We start from the raw sequence: 21,130 nt of genomic DNA, 5'->3' as shown, positions 1-21,130 counted from the left end.
CTTGATTTTATTTCGTTAAAAGAAGGATGTTTGAAGGATGGTTTGCAACAAGAGTAAGTGGTTTCATGATTGCAAGCGTGGGGGCGGTTTTTTTTATGAATGATGAGGTGCGTAAGGCACACCTCTGATGGAGCCGCCAGATAAGGTGTTATTTTTACTGGTTGGAGGCTATATGAAAACCAGATTATTAGTTGCTGTGGTGATTGCGTTATCTGCAGTCGCTACCGTCGGCTCAACTTTCGCAGATGAACCTTCTGAAGGGCCGATTGCAGTATCAACCAAATCTCGTGCTGAAGTGCGCGCTGAGTTGGATCAAGCCCGTGCCGCTGGTCTGTTGATGCAGAGCGAACGCGGCGACAACTTGAGTGAATGGTCGGGCGCACACGGTGTCGCTGGTTCACGCTATTCCGGTCGCACACGCGAAGAAGTAAAAGCTGAAACGATTGAGTACATGAAAGACTATAAACCAGCTTTCGACGAGATGTATGGCAGGTGAAAGGGTTACTTTGAACGCACGAAAACAATGAATACACGATAAATGAGTAATGAACGGTGGATAACCGTACAACTGTAAATTTGCTTTACAGTAACAATTAAACTTCCGCGAGATGACCTGAACTGGATCATCTCGCGGGAGTTTTTTTATCTGCCGTTCATCACGTGTTGCTGTTGGTGAAACCTCTGCATTGCGTGCGTTACGATGTGTATTTATCTGTTTTACGGTAAGAAAGCGGCACGGCGGCCGGCATTGATCGTCGACCAGAAGCTGCGGACAAAGGCGGTGCCAGGTTTTATCAAAATAAGATCGTAACTGCGGTTTCTTTGATCAGCGTCTATAACGCCGTCAATTTGGTGTCGAGATGGTCTTGCGGGCGGGGTGTTTTCAACTATAAATAAAAGTGCGGCCTAGTCCGCATTTGTATTCGTCCGGGCGGACTCGGAACTATGCCCTACCCCGAGTTTTGCCATCATTTGCTTGATGAGGAGGTTGAAATGACACGTAAATATATTGATTGCCGGGAATTCCCAAGCGACACGAATTGCACGGTGGCGCTGTCTGCCGACACAGACAAAGAGTTGCTGGATGCCGCAGTACAACATGCGGTGTCGGTCCACCAGCATCCGGACACGCCGGAACTGCGCACGCAGCTACAACAATTGTTCAAGGAAGGCACGCCGCCTGTCGAGGCTCCGGTCAAGCAACAGGCTTGATGCGCTTTGCGCAAGGGCCGCCATGCTGGAAGTAGCCGGCCCGATTAGTTTTAAGCACACACAGTTCGGTGGCCCATGTGGAGCATAACCAAGCCAGCTTGGTGGCGTAGCAATACACTGGGTAATGAAAGTATAGAAGCCGCACCAAGGGCAATCTATGGCAAGTGGCGGCAAGCTACTTTGAGACTGTTGCTGATTGCCTGGGGTGGCTGGATGCTGCTCGGGGGATTCTGTAATGCTGCCCACGCATTTCTGGCGAAATCTGACGATGAAATATACTAATGTGTGTATTTTTCGCAAGCGCTGTTTTGCATGCGTCTAATGCATTCTTTTCGATGATACTCCGTCATTACTCAATCGATTATGCTGGTTATCCCGCAGGAATAGGCAGCTACCATCGCGAGAGAGCGCCCTCAAGAATTAAGGGCTTACGCGATATTAGATATTAAGTCGTGCGGGCTTGATGGGAGCGCCGGCCGCCCCTTGATAGCGGAGGAGAAAACCATTCCACTCTTTATGGACTGCATCGTTGCCAAAAATTAACGCTTAATTTGCGGGTCCGGCAGCACCACATTCACATCCAGCACTTCCAAATTGCCCTTGCGGTCGAGCGAAATCATGATGTCTTCCGCATTTACCTTAGTGTATTTGGAAATGACTTCGATCAACTCCTTGTGCAGCGCCGGCAGAAAGTCGTAGCCATCGCGGCCGCTGCGTTCGCGGGCGATGATGATTTGCAGCCGTTCCTTGGCGGCAGACGCGCTTTTAGGCTTGTCCTTGAACAAGAATGAGAGCAGTGCCATATCACTTGCCTCCAAACATGCGTTTGAATATCCCCGGCTTGGCGTAAGTCGTGAAGCGCAGCGGCACTTCCTCGCCCAGAAAACGCGACACCAGGTCTTCATAGGCTTCGGAGACGTCGCTGCCTTTGAGGTGAATCGCCGGATTGCCCTGGTTCGATGCGTGCAGCACCGATTCCGATTCCGGGATGATGCCGACCAACGGTATGCGCAGAATTTCCTGCACATCCGAGTACGACAGCATTTCGCCGGCCTCGACCCGCTTGGGCGAATAGCGCGTGATCAGCAAATGTTCCTTGACCGGCTCGCCGCCATTCAGTGCGCGGCGCGATTTGGCTTGGATGATGCCGAGAATCCGGTCGGAATCGCGCACCGACGATACCTCGGGATTGGTCACCACAATGGCTTCATCGGCAAAGGTCAGCGCCATCAGCGCGCCGTGCTCGATACCGGCTGGCGAATCGCAGATGATGTAATCGAAGCCCATTTTAACCAGATCCTGCAGCACCCTTTCGACCCCAGCTTCCGACAGCGCATCCTTGTCGCGCGTCTGCGAAGCAGGCAGGATGAACAGGTTGTCGCAATGCTTATCCTTGATCAGAGCCTGGTTCAGCGTTGCTTCTTCCTTGATGACATTGATCAGGTCATACACCACGCGCCGCTCGCAGCCCATGATCAGATCGAGGTTGCGCAGGCCGACGTCGAAATCCAGCACCGCAGTCTTGTGACCGCGCATGGCCAGACCGGTAGAAAAACTGGCGCTGGAGGTAGTCTTGCCGACACCGCCCTTGCCGGAAGTCACAACAATGATTTTTGCCACAAAAAAACTCCTTCAGAATACGAAATAGGGAATACAGATCAGGAACGCGGAGCAGGATTGAGTGAGACGATCTCGATCCTGTCACCGATCAGACGGACTTGCGCAGGCTGCGGCGCCTTGTCTTGGGGAAAGCCGTTTTCAAAAGTGCGATACATGCCGGCAATCGACACCAACTCGGGCTCCATCACCATGGCGAAAATTCTGGCATCGGCATTGCCGCTGGCGCCGGCCAGCGCGCGGCCGCGCAATGGCGCATAGACATGGATGCTGCCATCGGCAATCACTTCGGCGCCGTTATTGACCGCCGCGGTGATGATCAGATCAACACCGCGCGCATAAATGCGCTGTCCGGCGCGCACCGGCGTATCGATGATCATCGCCGCTGCAGCCGCGAGCGGCGCTGCCTGCATAATTATAGATGGCGCTGCGGCCTCACTTTCTTCAGCGCGCGGCCTGGCCACCACGTCAATGCTCAAGCCATATGCCTTGATCTGGGCGTGCAATTCGGCCGGGGCATTGCGCACCGCCATCGGATTCAGGTGATGCGATTTAAGCAAGTCGATCAGGGCCGGCCAATCGACCACCGCGCCAGTCAGATCGAGCGTGCCGACGTCAATCACGGCAAATTCATCATCAAAAAAATCCGGCGCACCGCCGGTCATTTCAAGCAGCGCCGCCTGCAACAGCGGCAACTCTGCAACATGCAGGATGACGGAGACCGCGACCACGGTGGATATCTTGATTTCAATCGGCTTTTTGCTTTTGCTATTTTGCATAAAAACGAAAAATGTTATTACTATTTATTACCGTTAAAGCAACAAATTTCCATGGACATCGGACCATGAACATTCATCACAATACACAGGGAATTTTATCGACAAATACGAAGCGTGTTTCCAGCGCTGCGATTGATAACAATATAACGATGAAACCCCGCTTTGAATAGGTTGATGACCGTAAAACCAGCTAATTCACCGGCTGAATGGGCAACATGCTGGGCCACATACAAGCGAGCTGTTTTCTCAAGCGTTGATGCAATACCATACTCCCATATATGCATATCAATTCCCGCATATATTTATTGATAAATATCAACATACTCCTTGATTTATCGCTGCATTGATTCCCACACCTTCTGCAGCCGCTTGGCCGATACCGGCATCGGCGTGCGCAATTCCTGGGCGTAGAGCGAGACCCGCAACTCTTCCAGCAGCCAGCGGAATTCGGTCATTTTCGGATCAGCGTGCCGCTCTTTCAGCGCACGCTGCCAGGGCGTTGCAACGGCAGCCCATTCCGCCATCAGCTTGACGTCGCGTGCCGGATCGGCGCGCAGCTTGTCCAGCCGGACATTGATGGCCTTGAGGTAGCGCGGAAAATGCGCCAGTTGCGCGTAGGCGTTGTCTGCCAGAAAACGTTTGCCGATCAGGGCCTGCAATTGCGATTGCATGTCGGCTGCCGCCGCAGCATGGGCTTTGGCGCCTTGCAGCTTCTTCGGCAAGCCGTGGAATTCGGTCAATATCTGGCCGATCAGGCGCGCGATTTCGTTGGCCAGCAAGCCCAGCCGCGACTTGCCTTCGTCGCGACGTTTGTCGAACGCGGTCGCATCGGTCGGCAACGGTTCCTGCAGGCAGGCGATATCGAGCGCGGTCTGGATGATCTGGTCGCGCAATTCTTCCTGGGTGCCGAGCGCCATGAATTGCATGCCCATTTGCTGCATTCCGGGAATGTTTTTCTCCAGATACTTGACCTGCTCCTTCAACTGCAACGCGAACAAACGGCGCAAACCGATGCGGTGGGTGCGCTGCGCAACGGCCGGGTCGTCGAACACTTCCAGCGTGCAATGGGTTTTTTGATCCACCAGGGCGGGAAAGCCGATCAGCGTTTGCTTGCCTTGCTGCACTTCCAACAGTTCCGGCAGCGCGCCGAACGACCAACTGGTCAGGCTTTCCTGCTGGGACGGATTGCTGGCTTTGCCGGCAGCTTGCCCGATGGCTTGCGTCGATGGGGCAGTCGTGCCGCCACGCACTGCCATTTGAGAAACGCCGGGTGCGCCATCGCCCGATGCCGTCACCGCCTGCACTGCCAGCTTTTGGAAACTTTCCCTTGCCTGCCCGCCGAACTCGGCGCGCAAGGCGGCCAGATTGCGGCCCATTTCCAGTTGCCGGCCATGCTCATCGATGACCTTGATGTTCATCGTGTGATGGGTCGGCAGGGTTTCCTGTTTGAAATCGGTGGTCAGCGGCACCAGACCGACTTGCTCGCGGATGTCGGCGATCAGCGCATCGATCAGATTGCCCTTGCCAAACTCGGCCCGCTCGCAAAAATCTGCGGCGTAGCTCGGCAGCGGCACGCAGTGGCGACGCAGTTTTTGCGGCAGCGATTTCAGCAGCAGATGAATTTTTTCCTTCAGCATACCGGGCACCAACCAGTCGCAGCGGTCGGCGCTGATCTGGTTCAGCGCATACAGCGGCACGGCCATGGTGACGCCGTCGCGTGGGCTGCCGGGTTCGAAATGATAGGTCAGCAGCATTTCGGCACCGGCCACCATTAATTTTTTCGGGAACAAGTCGGTGGTGATGCCGGCCGCCTCGTGCCGCATCAAATCGTCGCGATTCAAGTACAACAGTTTGGGATTCTGCGCGGTGGCGTCCTTATGCCACTTTTCGAACGTGATGCCGTTGCACACGTCAGCTGGAATGATCTGGTCGTAGAAGGCGGCGATCAGCGCTTCGTCGACCAGCACATCGACCCGACGCGACTTGTGTTCCAAATTCTCAATTTCTCGCACCAGCTTGTGGTTGAAGGCGAAAAACGGTGCGCGGGTGTCGAATTCGCCGCCAACCAGCGCATCGCGGATGAAGATTTCGCGTGCTTCCTTGGGATTGATCAGCGCGTAGTTGATGCGGCGCTGGCTGTACACCACCAGCCCGTACAAAGTGGCACGCTCGGAAGCCGAGACTTGCGCCGAGCGCTTTTCCCAGCGCGGCTCGCCCCAGGATTTCTTCAGCAGATGGCTGCCGACGCGCTCCAGCCATTCCGGCTGAAGCTGCGCGATGCAGCGTGCATACAGCCGCGTGGTATCGACCAGTTCGGCCGCCATCACCCAGCGCCCCGGCTTCTTGAGCAGGCTGGAGCCGGGCCAGATATGGAACTTGATGCCGCGCGCGCCCAGGAAGTGCGGCTCGTCTTCGGCCTTGAAGCCGACGTTGCCGAGCAAGCCGGTCAGCAGCGCGCTGTGCAGATTCTCGTACGTGGCCGGCGCTTCATTCAGCCGCCAGCCCTGCTCGCGCACGATGGTCAGCAGTTGCGTGTGGACGTCGCGCCATTCACGCAGGCGCATTTGCGACAGGAAGTTGGCGCGGCAATTGTCTTGCAACTGGCGGTTGGTTTTCTTGTGCTCGATCGCGTCTTCGAACCATTTCCAGATTTTCAGATAACTCTGGAATTCCGATTTCTCGTCGGCAAATTTCTTGTGGGCGGCGTCAGCCGCGGCTTGCGCCTCCATCGGCCGGTCGCGCGGGTCTTGCACCGACAAGGCCGACGCGATAATCAACACTTCGGTCAGGCAGACATTTTCCAGCGCGGCCAGAATCATGCGCCCGACGCGGGGATCGAGCGGCAGCTTGGCCAGCTTGTTGCCCAGCGGCGTCAAGGCATTGTTGTCATCCACCGCACCCAGCTCCTGCAGCAATTGATAGCCGTCGGCAATCGCCCGCCCCGGCGGCGGCTCGATGAAAGGAAATGTTTCGACATCGGCTAAGTGCAGCGACTTCATGCGCAGAATGACCGCCGCCAGCGACGAGCGCAGGATTTCCGGCTCGGTGAACTTCGGCCGCAGCAAATAATCCTGCTCTTCATACAGGCGGATGCACACGCCGGCGGCGACCCGGCCGCAACGCCCGGCGCGCTGATTAGCCGCCGATTGCGCAATCGGCTCGATCTGCAATTGCTCGACTTTATTGCGATAGCTGTATCGTTTCACCCGCGCCAGACCGGCATCCACCACGTAGCGAATGCCGGGCACGGTCAGCGAAGTTTCGGCCACATTGGTGGCCAGCACGATGCGGCGTCCATTCGACGTCTTGAAGACGCGCTCCTGCTCCTGCGCCGACAGGCGCGCAAACAGCGGCAGAATTTCCACATGCGCCGGATGATGCTTGCGCAACGCTTCGGCGGTGTCGCGAATTTCACGCTCGCCGGGCAAAAACACCAGCACGTCGCCGGAACCGATGCGGCACAATTCATCGACCGCATCGGTAATCGCCGTCATCAAATCGCGATCCTTGTCCTTGGCGTCGGCTTGCACCGGGCGATAACGCAGCTCGACCGGATACAGGCGACCGGACACTTCGATTACCGGTGCAGGTTTTTCATCGGTCCCGAAATGGCGCGCGAAACGGTTGGCGTCGATGGTGGCGGAAGTGATGATCACTTTCAAATCCGGCCGCCGTGGCAACAATTGCTTCAGATAGCCCAGCAGGAAATCGATGTTCAGGCTGCGCTCATGCGCCTCATCGATGATGATGGTGTCATATTGTTTCAGCAGCGGATCGGTCTGAGTTTCAGCCAGCAAGATGCCGTCCGTCATCAGCTTGATCGATGCGCCGCGGGTCAGCGTATCGGCAAAACGCACCTTGAAACCGACATGCTCGCCCAACGGTGAGCCGATTTCCTGCGCGATGCGCTTGGCGGTGGAAGACGCTGCAATCCGGCGCGGCTGGGTGTGGCCGATCAGGCCCAGCTGGCCGCGCCCCAGTTCCAGGCAGATTTTCGGCAACTGGGTGGTCTTGCCGGAGCCGGTTTCGCCGCAGACGATGATGACTTGATGCGCCTGTATCGCCGCTGCAATGTCGGCACGCATGCCTGACACCGGCAATTCTTCCGGGAAAGTAATCGGTGGCAGTGGATTGCGAAATGGAATTACGGCAGGTTTTGGCTGCGAATGGCGGGGATTTAACATTGATTTTAAGAGACACAGGCACGAAATAGAGCGTGCCGAATTATAATGCGCGCATGGAAAATTCACTTCAATTCGTCCAGTGGCTACGTTCTGTCGCTCCCTACATTCATGCGTTTCGCGGCAAGACCTTTGTGGTTGCCTTCCCGGGCGAGCTGGTCACGGCCGGCGTGCTGCCGGTGCTGGCGCAGGATTTGTCGCTGCTGCATGCGCTCGGCATCAAAATCGTGATCGTGCATGGCTCGCGCCCGCAAGTGGCGGAACAGTTGGCGTTGCGCAATGTCGAGGGCTTTTTTCAAAACGGCATACGCATCACCGACACTGCCGCGCTGGAATGCGCGAAAGAAGCCGCAGGCGAATTGCGGCTCGACATCGAAGCCGCGTTTAGCCAGGGTTTGCCGAATACGCCGATGGCGCACGCCGCAATCACCATCATTTCCGGCAATTTCGTCACCGCCCGTCCGCTCGGCATCGTCGATGGAATCGACCTGCAACTGACCGGGCAAACCCGCAAGATCGCTTACGAAACCATCGATCAGATCCTCAGTGCCGGCAGCCTGGTATTACTGTCGCCGCTGGGTTTTTCGCCCACCGGCGAAGCGTTCAACCTGACCATGGAAGATGTTGCAGTTTCTGCCGCCATCGCGCTGCGGGCTGAAAAACTGATCTTCATTACCGAAACGCCGATGATGCTGGACAGTGCCGGAGTCGCAATACGCGAATTGTCCTCAGCCCAGGCCGACGCCGTACTCAATACCGGATATCTGCATGAAGATACCGCGTTTTATTTAAAAAACTGCGTCAGCGCCTCCCGAAGCGGCATTCCGCGTGTCCATATAGTGCCGTTCGATCTGGACGGCTCGGCCCTGCTGGAACTGTTTACCCATGACGGCGTGGGCACCATGATCAGTTACGAAAACCTGGAAAGCCTGCGCGAAGCGACGATTGAAGATGTCGGCGGCATCCTGAAGCTGATCGAGCCGCTGGAAGCCGACGGCACCCTGGTCAAACGCGGGCGCGAACTGCTCGAACGCGAAATCGATTATTTCTCGGTGATCGAGCACGATGGCGTGATTTTCGGTTGCGCGGCGCTCTATCCATTCCATTCGGAAAAAATGGCAGAGATGGCGTGCCTGACGGTCAACCCGGAGGTGCAAGCCCAGGGCGACGGCGAACGCCTGCTTATGCATATGGAAAAACGCGCGCGCTTGGCCGGCTTCAGCAAACTGTTTGTGCTCACCACGCGCACCGCGCACTGGTTCCTGAAACGCGGCTTTATCCGGGCCAGCGTCGACGCGCTGCCAAAAGACCGGCAACACATGTATAACTGGCAGCGCAAATCGCTGGTTTTGATCAAGAATCTTTAATTTTCAATCTTTAAGTTCAGCCATTCCCGCAAGGATGGCACCCAAGGAGAACACAATGGCACGCATGATTCACTGCATCAAACTGAACAAGGAAGCCGAAGGACTGGACTTCCCACCGTATCCGGGCGAACTCGGCAAAAAGATATACGAAAGCGTATCGAAAGAATCCTGGGCAGCCTGGCTCAAGCACCAGACCATGCTGGTCAACGAGAACCGCCTGAACCTGGCCGATTTGCGGGCCCGCAAATACCTGGCTACGCAGATGGAAAAGTATTTCTTTGGCGAAGGTGCCGATGCCGCAACCGGATATACGCCGCCGACCGAGTAAGCACTGTCGGCGCAATCAAGACCTGCCCGCTGGTTTGCTCCAGCGGGTTTTTTTATGGCTTTTTCCCATCAATATATTGAAACTGCAGACTCCAAACCTGTGCCTGCGGACCACCTGCCCAAGCGTTTAACCTGCATAGATAACACATAGAGTATTTAAATATACCGCATTAATACATGCGGTAAATGCTATATTTTTCGCCATACTCCACGGCTAACATGCATAAAACAAGGTTGAGTTGCCAACTTTTCCCGCAAACATGCCGGCAAAAATTTTCCTGTAGCCAGCTTCTTCAGCCTGCTGCCGGGCGTTCGTTCTGCGCTCCAAGTGGCGGGCTGAATAGCCGCCAATTCTTAATCTTTAAGGTAGGCCGGAAAGCGCGCACGGATCTCTTCAATATGGGAAAGCGTGCCGGACAGATGGTTGCGTAACTGTTGTTGCGCCAAAGCTGCATCGCCGTTTGCTATCGCGTCCACAATTTCCGTATGGTCCTGCAAGATTGCATGCACCTTGCCCGGAATAGGCAAGTGCAGATGCCGCAATCTATCAAGATGGCCGCTATGGCGGCGCACCAACACCCAGAGATCAGGTACGTGTGCAGCGTCATACATCAGCTTATGAAATGCCTGATCAGCTGCGGCAAACTCCTTGAGCTCATCCATATCGACCAGAAGGCGCTGATGCGCGAGGCTGCTCCGTAGACGTGCAATCAAGTCTGCATCCCGCATTTCTGCGAGGGTGCGAACAATTTCCAGTTCAATCGAGCGTCTCAAAAAATGTGCTTGCCGGGCCAGGGGAATCTCAATAGGCCGCACAACTGTCGCATGCTGCGGAAATATATCCACCAGATTCTCCACCCCGAGTTGCTGTAAGGCATCGCGTATTGGCGTTTGGCTCAGGCCGAACTGCGCGGCAAGTTCAGCGCGGGACAATACGGTTCCGGGCGTAAGGGTCATCGATATGATCATTTCACGCAGATGCTCGAACACCTGCGGGGCTGCATGCCGGAAACGGTCAAGCTGATGCTGCGGAGGTTGGAGGATTGCGTTCATAAAAATTTTATTTCGTCTGGTAAGTAGAGTTGTGAACAGGGTTGTGAGCAGGGTTGTGAATAGGGCGATAAAGAATCTGAAAGGCGCATTTCCGCTTGCGTGTGGGCACATCATAAAACATTTTTCGCATCATTGACACACTAATATATTAGTGTTTTAATGCTTCAAAACGGCAACTGAAAGACCGTTATGCAGCATCAATCTATGTAATGCAACCGAACTGGAGACAGCATCATGATGAGAAATAAAGCGCGATTCCTTTGCGCCAGTGTAGCGTTCGCGATCGGCAGCACTCTGTGTGGCGCCGGCGCCATGGCCCAGCAGAAATCAGAGCTCGCCATCACCCGTCAAAATGGCATTCTTTATCTGCCAACCCATGTGATGGAAAAGCAGCACCTGATTGAAAAACAGGCCGCAAAAATGGGCATGCCCAATGTGAGCGTCAATTGGCTGACCTTTAACGGTGGCAGCGCGCAAACCGATGCCCTGCTCGCTGGCGGCGTCGATATCGTCAATACCGGGGTTGGCAACCTGCTGCTGTTGTGGGATCGCACGCGCGGCGGCGTCAAGGGCATCATCGCCATCTCGGCGCAACCGCTGATCCTGATCACGCGCAATCCCCAGGTCAAGTCGATCAAGGATTTCGGCCAGGCCGATAGAATTGCCGTCCCGACTGTGAAAATTTCGACCCAGGCCATCTTGCTGCAAATGGCTTCTGTCAAGGCTTTCGGTCCTGACCAGTTGTCCAAGCTGGACGCGAATACGGTGCAGCTCGGCCATCCCGACGCCGCCGCTGCGTTAAGCATCGCCACGCATGAAGTGACGAATCACTTTTCCGCGCCGCCGTACCAGTATATGGAATTGAAAACGGTTCCGGGCGCGCGCGCCATCATGCAATCGACCGACATCATCGGCGGTCCGCTGACCCAAGGCCAGTTCTTTACCACCACCAAGTTCGCCGACGCCAACCCGAAGCTGATCGAAGCGCTTAAGGCGGCCACCATCGAAGCGATTGCCTTCATCCAGAAGGACCCGCGCGCCGCGCTCGAGATCTACAAGGAAGTGACCAAGGATAAAACCAGTATCGAAGACTTGGTAGAGCTGATGAAACAGCCCGGCATGATGGACTTTAGTCCGAAGCCGCAAGGCACCATGAAATTTGCCGCGCACCTCTACAAAACCGGCACTTTGAAAGCCATGCCAAAAGCTTGGTCCGATTATTACCTGCCGTCTTCCAAAGACCTCAACGGCAACTAGCCCACGGTTTTCGCGACGAAACGACCGGACGGTGCAATGCACCGTCCGGTTTGCTCCCCCACACCTAAAAGCAGCCCGCCACCATCATGTCAATAGTCCAACCATTTCCCCGCATCAGCGCCGTTGCGCAGGACGCGGCGCAGCCCGCCGGCCACGCCACAACTGCAGCCGCAACCTCACTGCTGGAAGTCAGCTCGGTCACGCTGCGCTACAAGACGCCGACTTCGCTGATCACCGCAACAGAGCGGGTCAGCTTCCAGGTCAATAAATCCGATCGTTTCGTGCTGCTGGGGCCGTCCGGCTGCGGCAAGTCGACCCTGCTCAAGGCGGTCGGTGGTTATCTGACGCCGAGCGAAGGCAAGATTTGCATCAACGGCCGCACCGTGACCGAACCGGGCGCCGATCGCATGATGGTGTTCCAGGAGTTCGATCAATTGCTGCCCTGGAAAACCGTGCTCGACAATGTCATGTTTCCGCTGCTGGTAGCGCGCAAGATGTCGCGCAAGGATGCCAAAGAGCGCGCCATGGCGTATATCGACAAAGTACACCTGAGCAGCTTCGCCAACAGCCTGCCGCACGTTCTGTCGGGCGGCATGAAACAGCGGGTTGCCATCGCGCGCGGCATGGCGATGGAGCCGGATATTTTGCTGATGGACGAGCCGTTCGCGGCCCTTGATGCGCTCACGCGCCGCCAAATGCAAGATGAATTGCTGCAGCTGTGGGACGACACGCGCTTCACCGTCATGTTCGTGACCCACTCGATTGCCGAAGCGATCAAGATCGGCAACCGCATTCTGCTGCTGTCGCCGCATCCGGGCCGGGTCAAGGCCGAAGTCACCGGGGTCGAGACCGTCTCGGCCGAAGATGGCAGCGCCGCCCAACTCGAACAGCAGATCCACGACATGCTGTTTGCCGAACCAGGTCACAGGGAATAATCATGACGAATACATCACGCATCATTTTGCAATCGGATTTCGCCTCCGGCCTGGCCGGCGAGCCCACCGAAGTCGAGCGCAAATTAAGCACCATGGAACGGCTGTGGGGCAACGCATTCTTGCGCAAGGCCGGGATCATTGTTTTTATCGGGATCGTCTGGCAAGTGTATGCCACGATTTTGGACAACCCGCTGCTGTTTCCCACTCTGTCGGAAACCTTGCACACGATGTACAGCCGCTTCGCAGACGGCACCCTGGTCGACCGCACTTTCACCACTATCAAGGTGCTGTTGATGGGCTACGCCGCCGGCATCACCCTGGCTGCGATCCTGACCATCCTCGCCATCAACACCCGTATCGGCACCGATTTTCTGGAAACGATGACGGCCATGTTCAACCCGCTGCCGGCAATCGCTCTGCTGCCGCTGGCGCTGATCTGGTTCGGCCTGGGAAATGGCAGCCTGGTATTTGTGCTGATCCATTCTGTGCTGTGGGCGGTCGCACTCAACACCCATGCGGGCTTCCTCGGCGTCTCGCGCACCTTGCGCATGGTCGGGCGTAACTATGAACTGAAGGGGATTGCGTATGTGACCCAGATTCTGGTGCCGGCCGCCTTCCCTTCGATCCTGACCGGCCTGAAAATCGGCTGGGCGTTCGCCTGGCGCACCCTGATTGCGGCCGAACTGGTGTTTGGCGTCTCGTCCGGCAAGGGCGGCCTGGGCTGGTTCATTTTCGAAAACCGCAACCTGCTCGACATCCCGGCCGTCTTTGCCGGATTGCTGACGGTAATTGCGATTGGTCTGATCGTCGAAAACTTCATCTTCCGCATCATCGAACGCAAGACCATTCAAAAATGGGGCCTGCAGGGCTGATTGCTTGATTGACTAACGGGCCGCGTAACCGCGGTCCGGCACACCACCTTAAATACTTCGCTAAACCAAGGCGCCGATATGACTCACCCAAGAAAAACACCAGAAGAATTACGCAGCGCCAGATGGTTTGCACCGGACGACCTGCGCTCGTTCGGGCATCGTTCGCGCATCATGCAGATGGGCTATGCGCCCGAAGATTGGGTTGGACGCCCGATCATCGGCATCCTCAACACCTGGTCCGACCTGAATTCCTGCCACTCGCATTTCAAGCAGCGCGTGGAAGACGTCAAGCGCGGCGTGTTGCAGTCCGGCGGATTTCCGGTTGAATTGCCGACGATTTCGCTGTCTGAGAGCAACGTCAAACCAACCACGATGATGTACCGCAATATGCTGGCAATGGAAGTGGAAGAATTGCTGCGCTCCCATCCGGTCGACGGCGTGGTGCTGATGGGCGGCTGCGACAAGACTACGCCCGGCTTATTGATGGGCGCAACCAGTGCCGGCTACCCGGCGATCTATTTGCCGGCAGGCCCGATGTTGCGCGGGAACTATAAAGGTCAGGTGCTCGGCTCCGGCTCGGACGCCTGGAAATTCTGGGACGAGCGGCGTGCCGGCAAGATCAGCGATAAAGAATGGGTCGGCATCGAGGGCGGCATCGCGCGCAGCCACGGCACCTGCATGACCATGGGCACCGCCAGCACGATGACGGGCATTGCCGAAGCGATTGGCATGACGCTGCCCGGCGCTTCATCGATCCCGGCCGCCGACGCCAACCACATCCGCATGTCGTCTGAGTGCGGACGCCGCATCGTGGAAATGGTATGGGAAGACCTGACGCCGGCGCGCATCCAGACCCGCGCCGCATTTGAAAATGCGATCGCAGTGGCGATGGCGATGGGCTGCTCGACCAATGCGGTGATTCACGTGATCGCCATGGCGCGCCGCGCCGGTTGCGACATCGGCCTCGATGATTTCGAGCGCGCCAGCCGCAAGGTGCCGGTGATCGCCAACATCCGCCCCAATGGCAACACCTACCTGATGGAAGATTTCTATTATGCCGGTGGCTTGCCGGCGCTGATGACCCGCATCCGCGACAAGCTGCATCTGGACGTGTTGACGGTGACCGGCAAAACCTTGGGGGAAAATATCGCCACGGCCGAGGTCTATGACGATGACGTGATTCGCACGGTGGAAACAGCGTTGTATCCGGAAGGCGCGCTGGCCGTGTTGAAAGGCAACCTGGCGCCCAACGGCTGCGTGATCAAGCCGAGTGCATGCGCGCCGCGCTTCTTCAAACACACCGGCCCGGCGCTGGTGTTCGACGATTATCCGTCAATGAAAGCAGCGGTCGATGATGAGAATCTCGACGTCACCGAAAACCACATCATGATCCTGCGGAATGCCGGCCCGCAAGGCGGCCCCGGCATGCCGGAGTGGGGCATGTTGCCGATTCCGACCAAGCTGGTCAAGCAAGGCGTGCGCGACATGCTGCGCCTGTCGGATGCGCGCATGAGCGGCACCAGTTACGGCGCCTGCATCCTGCATGTGTCGCCCGAATCGCACATTGGCGGCCCGCTGGCGCTGGTGCGCACCGGCGATATGATCTCGGTCGATGTCGATGCCCGCAGCATCAATCTGGATATTTCCAAAGAAGAATTCGCGCAGCGCAAGGCAGCCTGGGTCGCGCCTAAACCGTATTTCGAACGCGGTTATGGCTGGATGTTTGCGCGCCACATCGGGCAGGCCGATGAAGGTTGCGATTTTGACTTCCTGCGCACCGATTTTGGCGCAGCCGTCCGTGAACCCGACATATTTTAATTACTGGAACAGACATGACAACACTTAATCCGCAGACCCGCGCCAAATTCATGACCGTCAGCACCGCGACCCTGTGCACCGCGCTCTACAAGCGCGGCCTGCGCAATCAGTTCATTCAGGACGTGCGGCCCCTGAACCCCGAGGCCGGCAACATGGTCGGCGAAGCCTATACCCTGCGCTATATCCCGGCGCGCGAGGACTTGAATCAAATCAGCGTGTTCCAGGATCGCAACCATCCGCAACGCCGGGCGGTCGAAGAATGTCCGCCCGGCGCAGTGCTGGTGATCGACAGCCGCAAGGACGCGCGCGCTGCATCGGCTGGCGGCATCCTGATCTCGCGCCTGATGGTGCGCGGCGCGGCCGGCATCGTCACCGACGGCGGCTTTCGCGATTCGCCTGAAATCGCGCAGATGGCGATGCCCGCCTATCACAACCGCCCTTCGGCACCGACCAACCTGACCTTGCACATGGCGCTCGACATCAACGTGCCGATCGGCTGCGGCGACGTGGCCGTCTTCCCTGGCGACGTGATGGTAGGCGACGCCGAGGGCGTGATTGTGGTCCCGGCCGGCATTGCCGACGAAATCGCTGACGAAGCCGTTGAAATGACGTCTTTCGAGGATTTCGTGATGGAAGAAGTGGCCAAGGGGCGCAGCATTCTCGGCCTGTACCCACCAACCGACGAGCAGTCGCGTATCGATTTCGCCGTCTGGCGCAAGGCCAAGGATCGTTAAATTTTGCCCTGTTGCCATTCCATACCAGACCCAGGAGTTCATCTTGAATATTGACATCACCGGCGACATGCTGATCGGCAAAACAGCCGTACACGGCACCGAACGTCAACTGTATGCAATTGACCCGTCAAGCGGCAGCGAAATCAAACCGGCGTTCGGCGCCGGCAATGTCGCTGACGTAGACCATGCATGTACTCTTGCGCAGCAGGCGTTTGACAGTTATCGGGAAACCACGCTGGAGCAGCGTGCCAGGTTTCTGGAGCAGATCGCACAAAATATCATCGACATCGGCCCGGCATTGATCCAGCGCGCGATGCGGGAATCCGGCTTGCCGCAAGCGCGCCTGGAAGGCGAGCGCGGCCGCACGGTCGGTCAGCTGCGACTGTTTGCCAAGGTGGTGCGCGACGGCCGCTGGCTCGGGGCGACGCTGGACTCGGCGCTGCCAGAGCGCGCACCGCCGCGGCCCGATCTGCGTCTGCGCAAGATTGGCCTGGGTCCGGTCGCGGTCTTTGGGGCCAGCAATTTTCCGCTGGCATTTTCAGTCGCGGGCGGCGATACCGCATCTGCGCTAGCTGCCGGCTGCCCGGTCGTGGTCAAGGCGCATAGCGCCCATCCTGGCACCTCGGAACTGGTGGGCAAGGCAATCCAGGCAGCGGTCGCATCGTGCGGCCTGCATGAAGGCGTGTTTTCCTTGCTCTTTGGCGATGGCAATCTGGTCGGTCAGGAACTGGCCGGCCATCCGGCCATCAAGGCGGTCGGCTTCACCGGCTCGCGCCAGGGCGGCCTCGCCTTAGTTCGTGCTGCAGCGCAACGCGACGAGCCGATTCCGGTCTATGCCGAGATGAGCAGCATCAATCCGATTTTCTTGTTGCCGGATGCGCTGGCAACTCAGGCGCGGCAAATCGGCACGGGCTTTGTCGATTCCCTGATCATGGGTGCCGGGCAGTTCTGCACCAATCCGGGTCTGGTCATCGCGCTTGAAGGCGAATGTCTGACCGCCTTTAGCGACGCCGCAGTCGAAGCATTGCAGGGCAAATCTGCCGCCACCATGCTCACCCCCGGCATCCACGCCGCCTATGACAAGGGCGTCGAACGTCTGGCCGCCACAACCGGTGTGCGCTTGTTGGCGCGGGGTCAGATCGCAGCAGCACCGTGCGCCGGGCAGGCCGCGCTGTTCATGACCGACGCCGATACTTTCCTGGCGACACCGGCACTGGAAAATGAGGTGTTCGGCGCGTGTTCACTGATCGTCTCCTGCCGCAGCATCGAACAGTTGCGAGAAGTTGCCGAACAGCTGTCCGGCCAATTGACCGCCACTTTATTCTTGACCGCAGCTGACCGTGCCGCGGCCCAGCAGCTATTGCCCATATTGGAGCGCAAGGCGGGCCGGATTCTGGTCAACAGTTATCCGACCGGGGTTGAAGTCTCGCATGCGATGGTGCATGGCGGCCCGTTTCCCGCCACCTCCGACAGCCGCAGCACGTCGGTCGGGGCTGGTGCGATTGACCGTTTCCTGCGCCCTGTTTGTTATCAGGATCTGCCTGCGGATCTGCTGCCTGCATCTCTGCAGGACGGCAATGCGCTTGGCTTATGGAGAGTGCTTGACGGCGAATTGGCCAACGCCTGAGAGGAGCCAAGGCAGTTTTTGGCAGCATCACCCGCGGACATCGCGACTTCAACTCTCGAGTGCAATGCCCATGTTGCCGGCGTGACAACCAGTGCCGGCATTCCACATCATTGCAACAGGTCTGCGATCGACAGGCTGTTGTAATCCTCGACCAGCCAGTTGCGACCGGCGTTCAGGTTGCATTCCAGCTCGGCCTTGCGTTTCTGCTCGACTTTTTCCAGCAGCGCGATGCCGACATTTTCCAATGGGTAAAACTCGACAGCCCAGCCGTGCTCGCACGCCTTGGCCAGCGCCAGATGCACCGCCCGGTATTTCCCTTTGCCGAGCGTGGCTTTGCGCGGCTTCGCTGCAAAAATTTTCTTGACGTCCTTGACGTATTCCTGCAATCCTTTCGCGCCTTGTTTGGTTTGGCCGATATAGCTGTATTGCGTCCCGGTAGCGTCGACCACACGGATGAGATACAGCAATATCTTTCCCTCCGCCAAAGGAATGTTGCGGGGATTGGTCCAGCTTATTGCGGTTGGGTCTAGTGGCACGTGTTGCATCCTGACAAAAAAATGGGGCGATGAATGGACAACCCTCACCCGCATTGAAATAATTAAAATACTATGACGGGTATTTTTAACGTATGCATATGAAATATGCGGACAATTCCATGTTTTTACCTATACTCCATCAAAAAACTAATTTCTTGAGGCCTTCCGGAGTACCCAGCAAACACACATTCGCGCCTTGTTTGGCGAACAGGCCGACCGTTACCACGCCGACGATGTTATTGATGATGGCTTCCATCTCGACCGGATTCAGGATCTGCATGCCAACCATGTCGATGATCACGTTGCCATTGTCGGTGTGAAGCGGCACGCCATCTTTCAGGCGCAGGCGCGGTTCGCCGCCGAGTAGCGCCAATTTGCGCGCCACCACCGCTTGCGCCATCGGGATCACCTCGACCGGCAGCGGGAATTTTCCCAGCACATCGACCAGCTTGGAACCATCGGCGATGCAGATGAACTTGTCGGCCACCGATGCGACGATTTTCTCGCGCGTCAGCGCCGCACCGCCGCCCTTGATCATCGCGCCAAACGGCGTGATTTCATCGGCGCCGTCGATATACACCGGCATCGATGCGACCTGATTCAAGTCCAGCACGGTTATTCCATGCGAACGCAAGCGCTGGGCGGTGGCTTCGGAAGACGCGACCGCGCCCTTGATTTTGTCTTTGATTTTCGCCAGTTCGTCGATGAAAAAATTGGCGGTGGAGCCGGTGCCGACACCGACGATTTCACCTTCGACCACGTATTCGATTGCGGCCCGCGCCACTGCCTGCTTCAGTTCATCTTGCGTCATCAGAGTTGCCATATCAGTTGCCTTCAGTTGGAATGGACGTATTTTAGCGGATCGGCCAAACGTGCGGCGCGGCGATGCGGCTACAATAAGCTGATTAACTTATCGCACTACATCACACGGACATGCTCACCATGAATCAACTGGAACAACTCAAACAGTACACCACCGTCGTCGCCGATACCGGCGACTTTCAGAGCATGAAAGCGTTCACGCCGCGTGACGCCACCACCAATCCGTCGCTGATCCTGAAAGCGGTGCAAAAGGAGGAATACCGGCATTTGCTGGAACAGGCGGTCCAGCAGCATCGCGGCAAACCGACTGCCGATATCATCGACCGCCTGCTGGTCTCGTTCGGGCTTGAAATTCTGAAGATTATTCCCGGCCGCGTTTCCACTGAGACCGACGCCCGCCTGTCGTTCGACACCGTGGGCTCGATCGCCAAAGGGCGCGCGCTGATTGCGCTGTACGAAGCGGCCGGGATTGCGCGCGAACGCATCCTGATCAAGATCGCATCCACCTGGGAAGGCATCCGCGCGGCCGAAGTGCTGGAGCAGGAAGGCATCCGCTGCAACATGACGCTGCTGTTTGCATTGCCGCAAGCTGTCGCCTGCGCCGACGCCGGCGCGCAACTGATCTCGCCCTTCGTCGGCCGCATCTATGACTGGTACAAGAAGTCGACCGGGCAGGAATACAGCGGCGAGCTCGACCCCGGCGTGCAATCGGTCAAGCGCATCTATACCTATTACCGCAAATTTGGCCACCCCACCGAAATCATGGGCGCGAGCTTTCGCAATACTTCGCAGATACTTGCTCTGGCCGGTTGCGACTTGCTCACCATCAGCCCGGAATTGCTGCAAAAGCTGACCGACAGCGAGGCTCCAATCAGCCGCACATTGAACCAGGAAGACGCCAAAAGCGCCGAAATCGAAAAACTGGTGCTGAATGAAAAAACCTTCCGCAACATGCTCAACGACGATGCGATGGCGACCGAAAAGCTGGCCGAAGGCATCCGCCAGTTCTGCGCCGATTCGGTCAAACTGGAACAGATGATCGAAGCGCTGCGCTAGGTATCACCTTGCAGCAACAAAAAAGCGGCCAAACGGCCGCTTTTTTTTGGTAAATTCTGCAAAATTCGCGCTTGGTCAACGCCTCATATTTTTTCGGTTTCGCCGCCTTTCGGCTGCCATTTCATCAGGCGTTTTTCTATCAGGCCGACCGCCGTATCGAGTATCAGCGCAAACACGGTCAGCACCACGATCCCGGCGAACACGGTATTGATGTCAAAACTCCCTTCCGCCTGCAGAATCAGATAGCCGACGCCACGCGCGGAGCCGAGGTATTCGCCGACGATTGCGCCGACGAACGCCAGTCCAACCGAAGTATGCAGACTGGAAAACACCCACGAGGTTGCCGACGGCAGATACACGCTGCGCAGCAACTGCTTGCCGTTAGCGCCCAGCATCTTCGCGTTTGCCAGGATGATCGGGCTGACTTCCTTGACGCCCTGGTACACATTGAAGAACACGATGAAAAACACCAGCGTCACCGCCAGCGCCACCTTCGACCAGATGCCCAGGCCGAACCACATCGCGAAGATCGGCGCCAGGATCACGCGCGGCATTGAATTGGAGGCCTTGATGTAAGGGTCCAATATGGCCGAGGTCAACGGTGACAGGGCCAGCCACAGGCCGACTCCCAGCCCGAGCAAGGTGCCGATGCCGAAGGCCAGCAAGGTTTCGGTCAGCGTCACCAGCAGGTGCGAATAGATTTCAGCCGGGAAATGCAGGGTGAACCAGGTGCTGTCGCCAATGCCGACCTCCAGGCTGCCGCTGCCGACGGTAAACCACTGCCAGATGCGCTGCATGACGATCAGCGGTTCGCCGAAGAAGAAGGCGGTTTGCGGATCGCGCGTTGCAATCTGCCAGCCGGCCAGAAATACGACCAGTACCAGCACTTGCCAGGCCCGCAGATTGTTGTGATTCGGTTTCAATAATTGCCACATGA

At 57.2% G+C, this 21,130-nt stretch carries 20 protein-coding genes; 11 read left to right on the top strand and 9 right to left on the bottom strand.

Annotated features, from left to right (window positions below; all coding sequences use genetic code 11):
- The first annotated feature begins 127 nt into the window (after positions 1–127).
- Together FKCLFG_RS04350 and FKCLFG_RS04345 are read left to right on the top strand one after the other, a co-directional pair.
- Positions 128–496 carry a DUF4148 domain-containing protein gene (locus FKCLFG_RS04350; protein WP_472615002.1) on the top strand — a complete coding sequence of 123 codons (369 nt, stop codon included), beginning with the start codon at positions 128–130 and terminating at the stop codon, positions 494–496.
- Positions 497–993: 497 nt separating this feature from the next.
- The gene (locus tag FKCLFG_RS04345; protein ID WP_472615001.1) at positions 994–1,212 is read left to right on the top strand and encodes a DUF1059 domain-containing protein; all 219 of its coding nucleotides are present in this window, start codon (positions 994–996) and stop codon (positions 1,210–1,212) included.
- A 539-nt stretch (positions 1,213–1,751) separates the two neighbouring features.
- On the opposite strand, the gene minE is transcribed toward FKCLFG_RS04345, so the two are convergent.
- From minE to hrpA, 5 genes are all read right to left on the bottom strand, one after another.
- Complete coding sequence (minE, locus tag FKCLFG_RS04340) at positions 1,752–2,015, bottom strand: cell division topological specificity factor MinE (protein WP_472615000.1); 264 nt, start codon at positions 2,013–2,015, stop codon at positions 1,752–1,754.
- Position 2,016: 1 nt separating this feature from the next.
- On the bottom strand, positions 2,017–2,832 hold the full coding sequence (minD, locus tag FKCLFG_RS04335; protein ID WP_472614999.1) for a septum site-determining protein MinD: 816 nt from the start codon (positions 2,830–2,832) through the stop codon (positions 2,017–2,019).
- Between the two features lie 38 nt (positions 2,833–2,870).
- The gene (minC, locus tag FKCLFG_RS04330; protein ID WP_472614998.1) at positions 2,871–3,608 is read right to left on the bottom strand and encodes a septum site-determining protein MinC; all 738 of its coding nucleotides are present in this window, start codon (positions 3,606–3,608) and stop codon (positions 2,871–2,873) included.
- Between the two features lie 95 nt (positions 3,609–3,703).
- Positions 3,704–3,892 carry a hypothetical protein gene (locus tag FKCLFG_RS04325; RefSeq protein ID WP_472614997.1) on the bottom strand — a complete coding sequence of 63 codons (189 nt, stop codon included), beginning with the start codon at positions 3,890–3,892 and terminating at the stop codon, positions 3,704–3,706.
- Between the two features lie 48 nt (positions 3,893–3,940).
- Positions 3,941–7,792 (bottom strand): ATP-dependent RNA helicase HrpA, encoded by a 3,852-nt coding sequence (gene hrpA, locus FKCLFG_RS04320; protein ID WP_472614996.1) that lies wholly within the window; start codon positions 7,790–7,792, stop codon positions 3,941–3,943.
- Positions 7,793–7,845: 53 nt separating this feature from the next.
- On the opposite strand from hrpA, the gene argA reads away from it, so the two are divergent.
- On the top strand, positions 7,846–9,156 hold the full coding sequence (gene argA / locus FKCLFG_RS04315) for an amino-acid N-acetyltransferase (protein WP_472614995.1): 1,311 nt from the start codon (positions 7,846–7,848) through the stop codon (positions 9,154–9,156).
- Positions 9,157–9,211: 55 nt separating this feature from the next.
- The gene (locus FKCLFG_RS04310) at positions 9,212–9,484 is read left to right on the top strand and encodes an oxidative damage protection protein (RefSeq protein WP_472614994.1); all 273 of its coding nucleotides are present in this window, start codon (positions 9,212–9,214) and stop codon (positions 9,482–9,484) included.
- Positions 9,485–9,837: 353 nt separating this feature from the next.
- Here FKCLFG_RS04310 and FKCLFG_RS04305 read toward each other — a convergent pair whose 3' ends face one another.
- Entirely contained in the window at positions 9,838–10,536 is a 699-nt protein-coding gene (locus FKCLFG_RS04305; RefSeq protein WP_472615788.1) for a GntR family transcriptional regulator, read from the bottom strand.
- 234 nt (positions 10,537–10,770) lie between these two features.
- On the opposite strand from FKCLFG_RS04305, the gene FKCLFG_RS04300 reads away from it, so the two are divergent.
- From FKCLFG_RS04300 to FKCLFG_RS04275, 6 genes are all read left to right on the top strand, one after another.
- Positions 10,771–11,793: an ABC transporter substrate-binding protein gene (locus tag FKCLFG_RS04300; RefSeq protein ID WP_472614993.1), complete on the top strand. Its 1,023-nt coding sequence runs from the start codon at positions 10,771–10,773 to the stop codon at positions 11,791–11,793.
- 86 nt (positions 11,794–11,879) lie between these two features.
- Positions 11,880–12,728, top strand: a complete 849-nt coding sequence (locus FKCLFG_RS04295; protein ID WP_472614992.1) for an ABC transporter ATP-binding protein — start codon at positions 11,880–11,882, stop codon at positions 12,726–12,728.
- A gap of 2 nt (positions 12,729–12,730) precedes the next feature.
- Positions 12,731–13,600: an ABC transporter permease gene (locus FKCLFG_RS04290; protein ID WP_472614991.1), complete on the top strand. Its 870-nt coding sequence runs from the start codon at positions 12,731–12,733 to the stop codon at positions 13,598–13,600.
- 78 nt (positions 13,601–13,678) lie between these two features.
- Positions 13,679–15,418, top strand: coding sequence for an L-arabinonate dehydratase (gene araD, locus FKCLFG_RS04285; RefSeq protein WP_472614990.1), 1,740 nt, complete (start codon positions 13,679–13,681; stop codon positions 15,416–15,418).
- A 14-nt stretch (positions 15,419–15,432) separates the two neighbouring features.
- A complete protein-coding gene (locus FKCLFG_RS04280; RefSeq protein ID WP_472614989.1) occupies positions 15,433–16,152 on the top strand; it encodes a ribonuclease activity regulator RraA in 720 nt (239 codons plus the stop codon).
- A 49-nt stretch (positions 16,153–16,201) separates the two neighbouring features.
- Positions 16,202–17,779 carry an aldehyde dehydrogenase (NADP(+)) gene (locus tag FKCLFG_RS04275; protein WP_472615787.1) on the top strand — a complete coding sequence of 526 codons (1,578 nt, stop codon included), beginning with the start codon at positions 16,202–16,204 and terminating at the stop codon, positions 17,777–17,779.
- Positions 17,780–17,886: 107 nt separating this feature from the next.
- On the opposite strand, the gene FKCLFG_RS04270 is transcribed toward FKCLFG_RS04275, so the two are convergent.
- Entirely contained in the window at positions 17,887–18,315 is a 429-nt protein-coding gene (locus tag FKCLFG_RS04270; protein WP_472614988.1) for a hypothetical protein, read from the bottom strand.
- A 139-nt stretch (positions 18,316–18,454) separates the two neighbouring features.
- Positions 18,455–19,126 (bottom strand): ribose-5-phosphate isomerase RpiA, encoded by a 672-nt coding sequence (rpiA, locus tag FKCLFG_RS04265; protein ID WP_472615786.1) that lies wholly within the window; start codon positions 19,124–19,126, stop codon positions 18,455–18,457.
- A gap of 131 nt (positions 19,127–19,257) precedes the next feature.
- Between rpiA and tal the strand changes: the two genes are divergently transcribed.
- Positions 19,258–20,193, top strand: coding sequence for a transaldolase (tal, locus tag FKCLFG_RS04260; protein ID WP_472614987.1), 936 nt, complete (start codon positions 19,258–19,260; stop codon positions 20,191–20,193).
- A gap of 83 nt (positions 20,194–20,276) precedes the next feature.
- Here tal and FKCLFG_RS04255 read toward each other — a convergent pair whose 3' ends face one another.
- Complete coding sequence (locus FKCLFG_RS04255; RefSeq protein WP_472614986.1) at positions 20,277–21,128, bottom strand: ABC transporter permease; 852 nt, start codon at positions 21,126–21,128, stop codon at positions 20,277–20,279.
- Positions 21,129–21,130 lie beyond the last annotated feature (2 nt).

It is taken from the genome of Gelidimonas denitrificans (genome assembly GCF_055694065.1).
This window is presented reverse-complemented; position numbering and strand designations above follow the sequence as displayed.

Coding starts and splice junctions, on each gene's coding strand:
- FKCLFG_RS04350 (WP_472615002.1), top strand. CDS start 128: ATGGAGCCGCCAGATAAGGTGTTATTTTTACTGGTTGGAGGCTATATG.
- FKCLFG_RS04345 (WP_472615001.1), top strand. CDS start 994: ATGACACGTAAATATATTGATTGCCGGGAATTCCCAAGCGACACGAAT.
- minE (WP_472615000.1), bottom strand. CDS start 2,015: ATGGCACTGCTCTCATTCTTGTTCAAGGACAAGCCTAAAAGCGCGTCT.
- minC (WP_472614998.1), bottom strand. CDS start 3,608: ATGCAAAATAGCAAAAGCAAAAAGCCGATTGAAATCAAGATATCCACC.
- FKCLFG_RS04325 (WP_472614997.1), bottom strand. CDS start 3,892: ATGCATATATGGGAGTATGGTATTGCATCAACGCTTGAGAAAACAGCT.
- hrpA (WP_472614996.1), bottom strand. CDS start 7,792: ATGTTAAATCCCCGCCATTCGCAGCCAAAACCTGCCGTAATTCCATTT.
- argA (WP_472614995.1), top strand. CDS start 7,846: ATGGAAAATTCACTTCAATTCGTCCAGTGGCTACGTTCTGTCGCTCCC.
- FKCLFG_RS04310 (WP_472614994.1), top strand. CDS start 9,212: ATGGCACGCATGATTCACTGCATCAAACTGAACAAGGAAGCCGAAGGA.
- FKCLFG_RS04305 (WP_472615788.1), bottom strand. CDS start 10,536: ATGAACGCAATCCTCCAACCTCCGCAGCATCAGCTTGACCGTTTCCGG.
- FKCLFG_RS04300 (WP_472614993.1), top strand. CDS start 10,771: ATGATGAGAAATAAAGCGCGATTCCTTTGCGCCAGTGTAGCGTTCGCG.
- FKCLFG_RS04295 (WP_472614992.1), top strand. CDS start 11,880: ATGTCAATAGTCCAACCATTTCCCCGCATCAGCGCCGTTGCGCAGGAC.
- FKCLFG_RS04290 (WP_472614991.1), top strand. CDS start 12,731: ATGACGAATACATCACGCATCATTTTGCAATCGGATTTCGCCTCCGGC.
- araD (WP_472614990.1), top strand. CDS start 13,679: ATGACTCACCCAAGAAAAACACCAGAAGAATTACGCAGCGCCAGATGG.
- FKCLFG_RS04280 (WP_472614989.1), top strand. CDS start 15,433: ATGACAACACTTAATCCGCAGACCCGCGCCAAATTCATGACCGTCAGC.
- rpiA (WP_472615786.1), bottom strand. CDS start 19,126: ATGACGCAAGATGAACTGAAGCAGGCAGTGGCGCGGGCCGCAATCGAA.
- tal (WP_472614987.1), top strand. CDS start 19,258: ATGAATCAACTGGAACAACTCAAACAGTACACCACCGTCGTCGCCGAT.
- FKCLFG_RS04255 (WP_472614986.1), bottom strand. CDS start 21,128: ATGTGGCAATTATTGAAACCGAATCACAACAATCTGCGGGCCTGGCAA.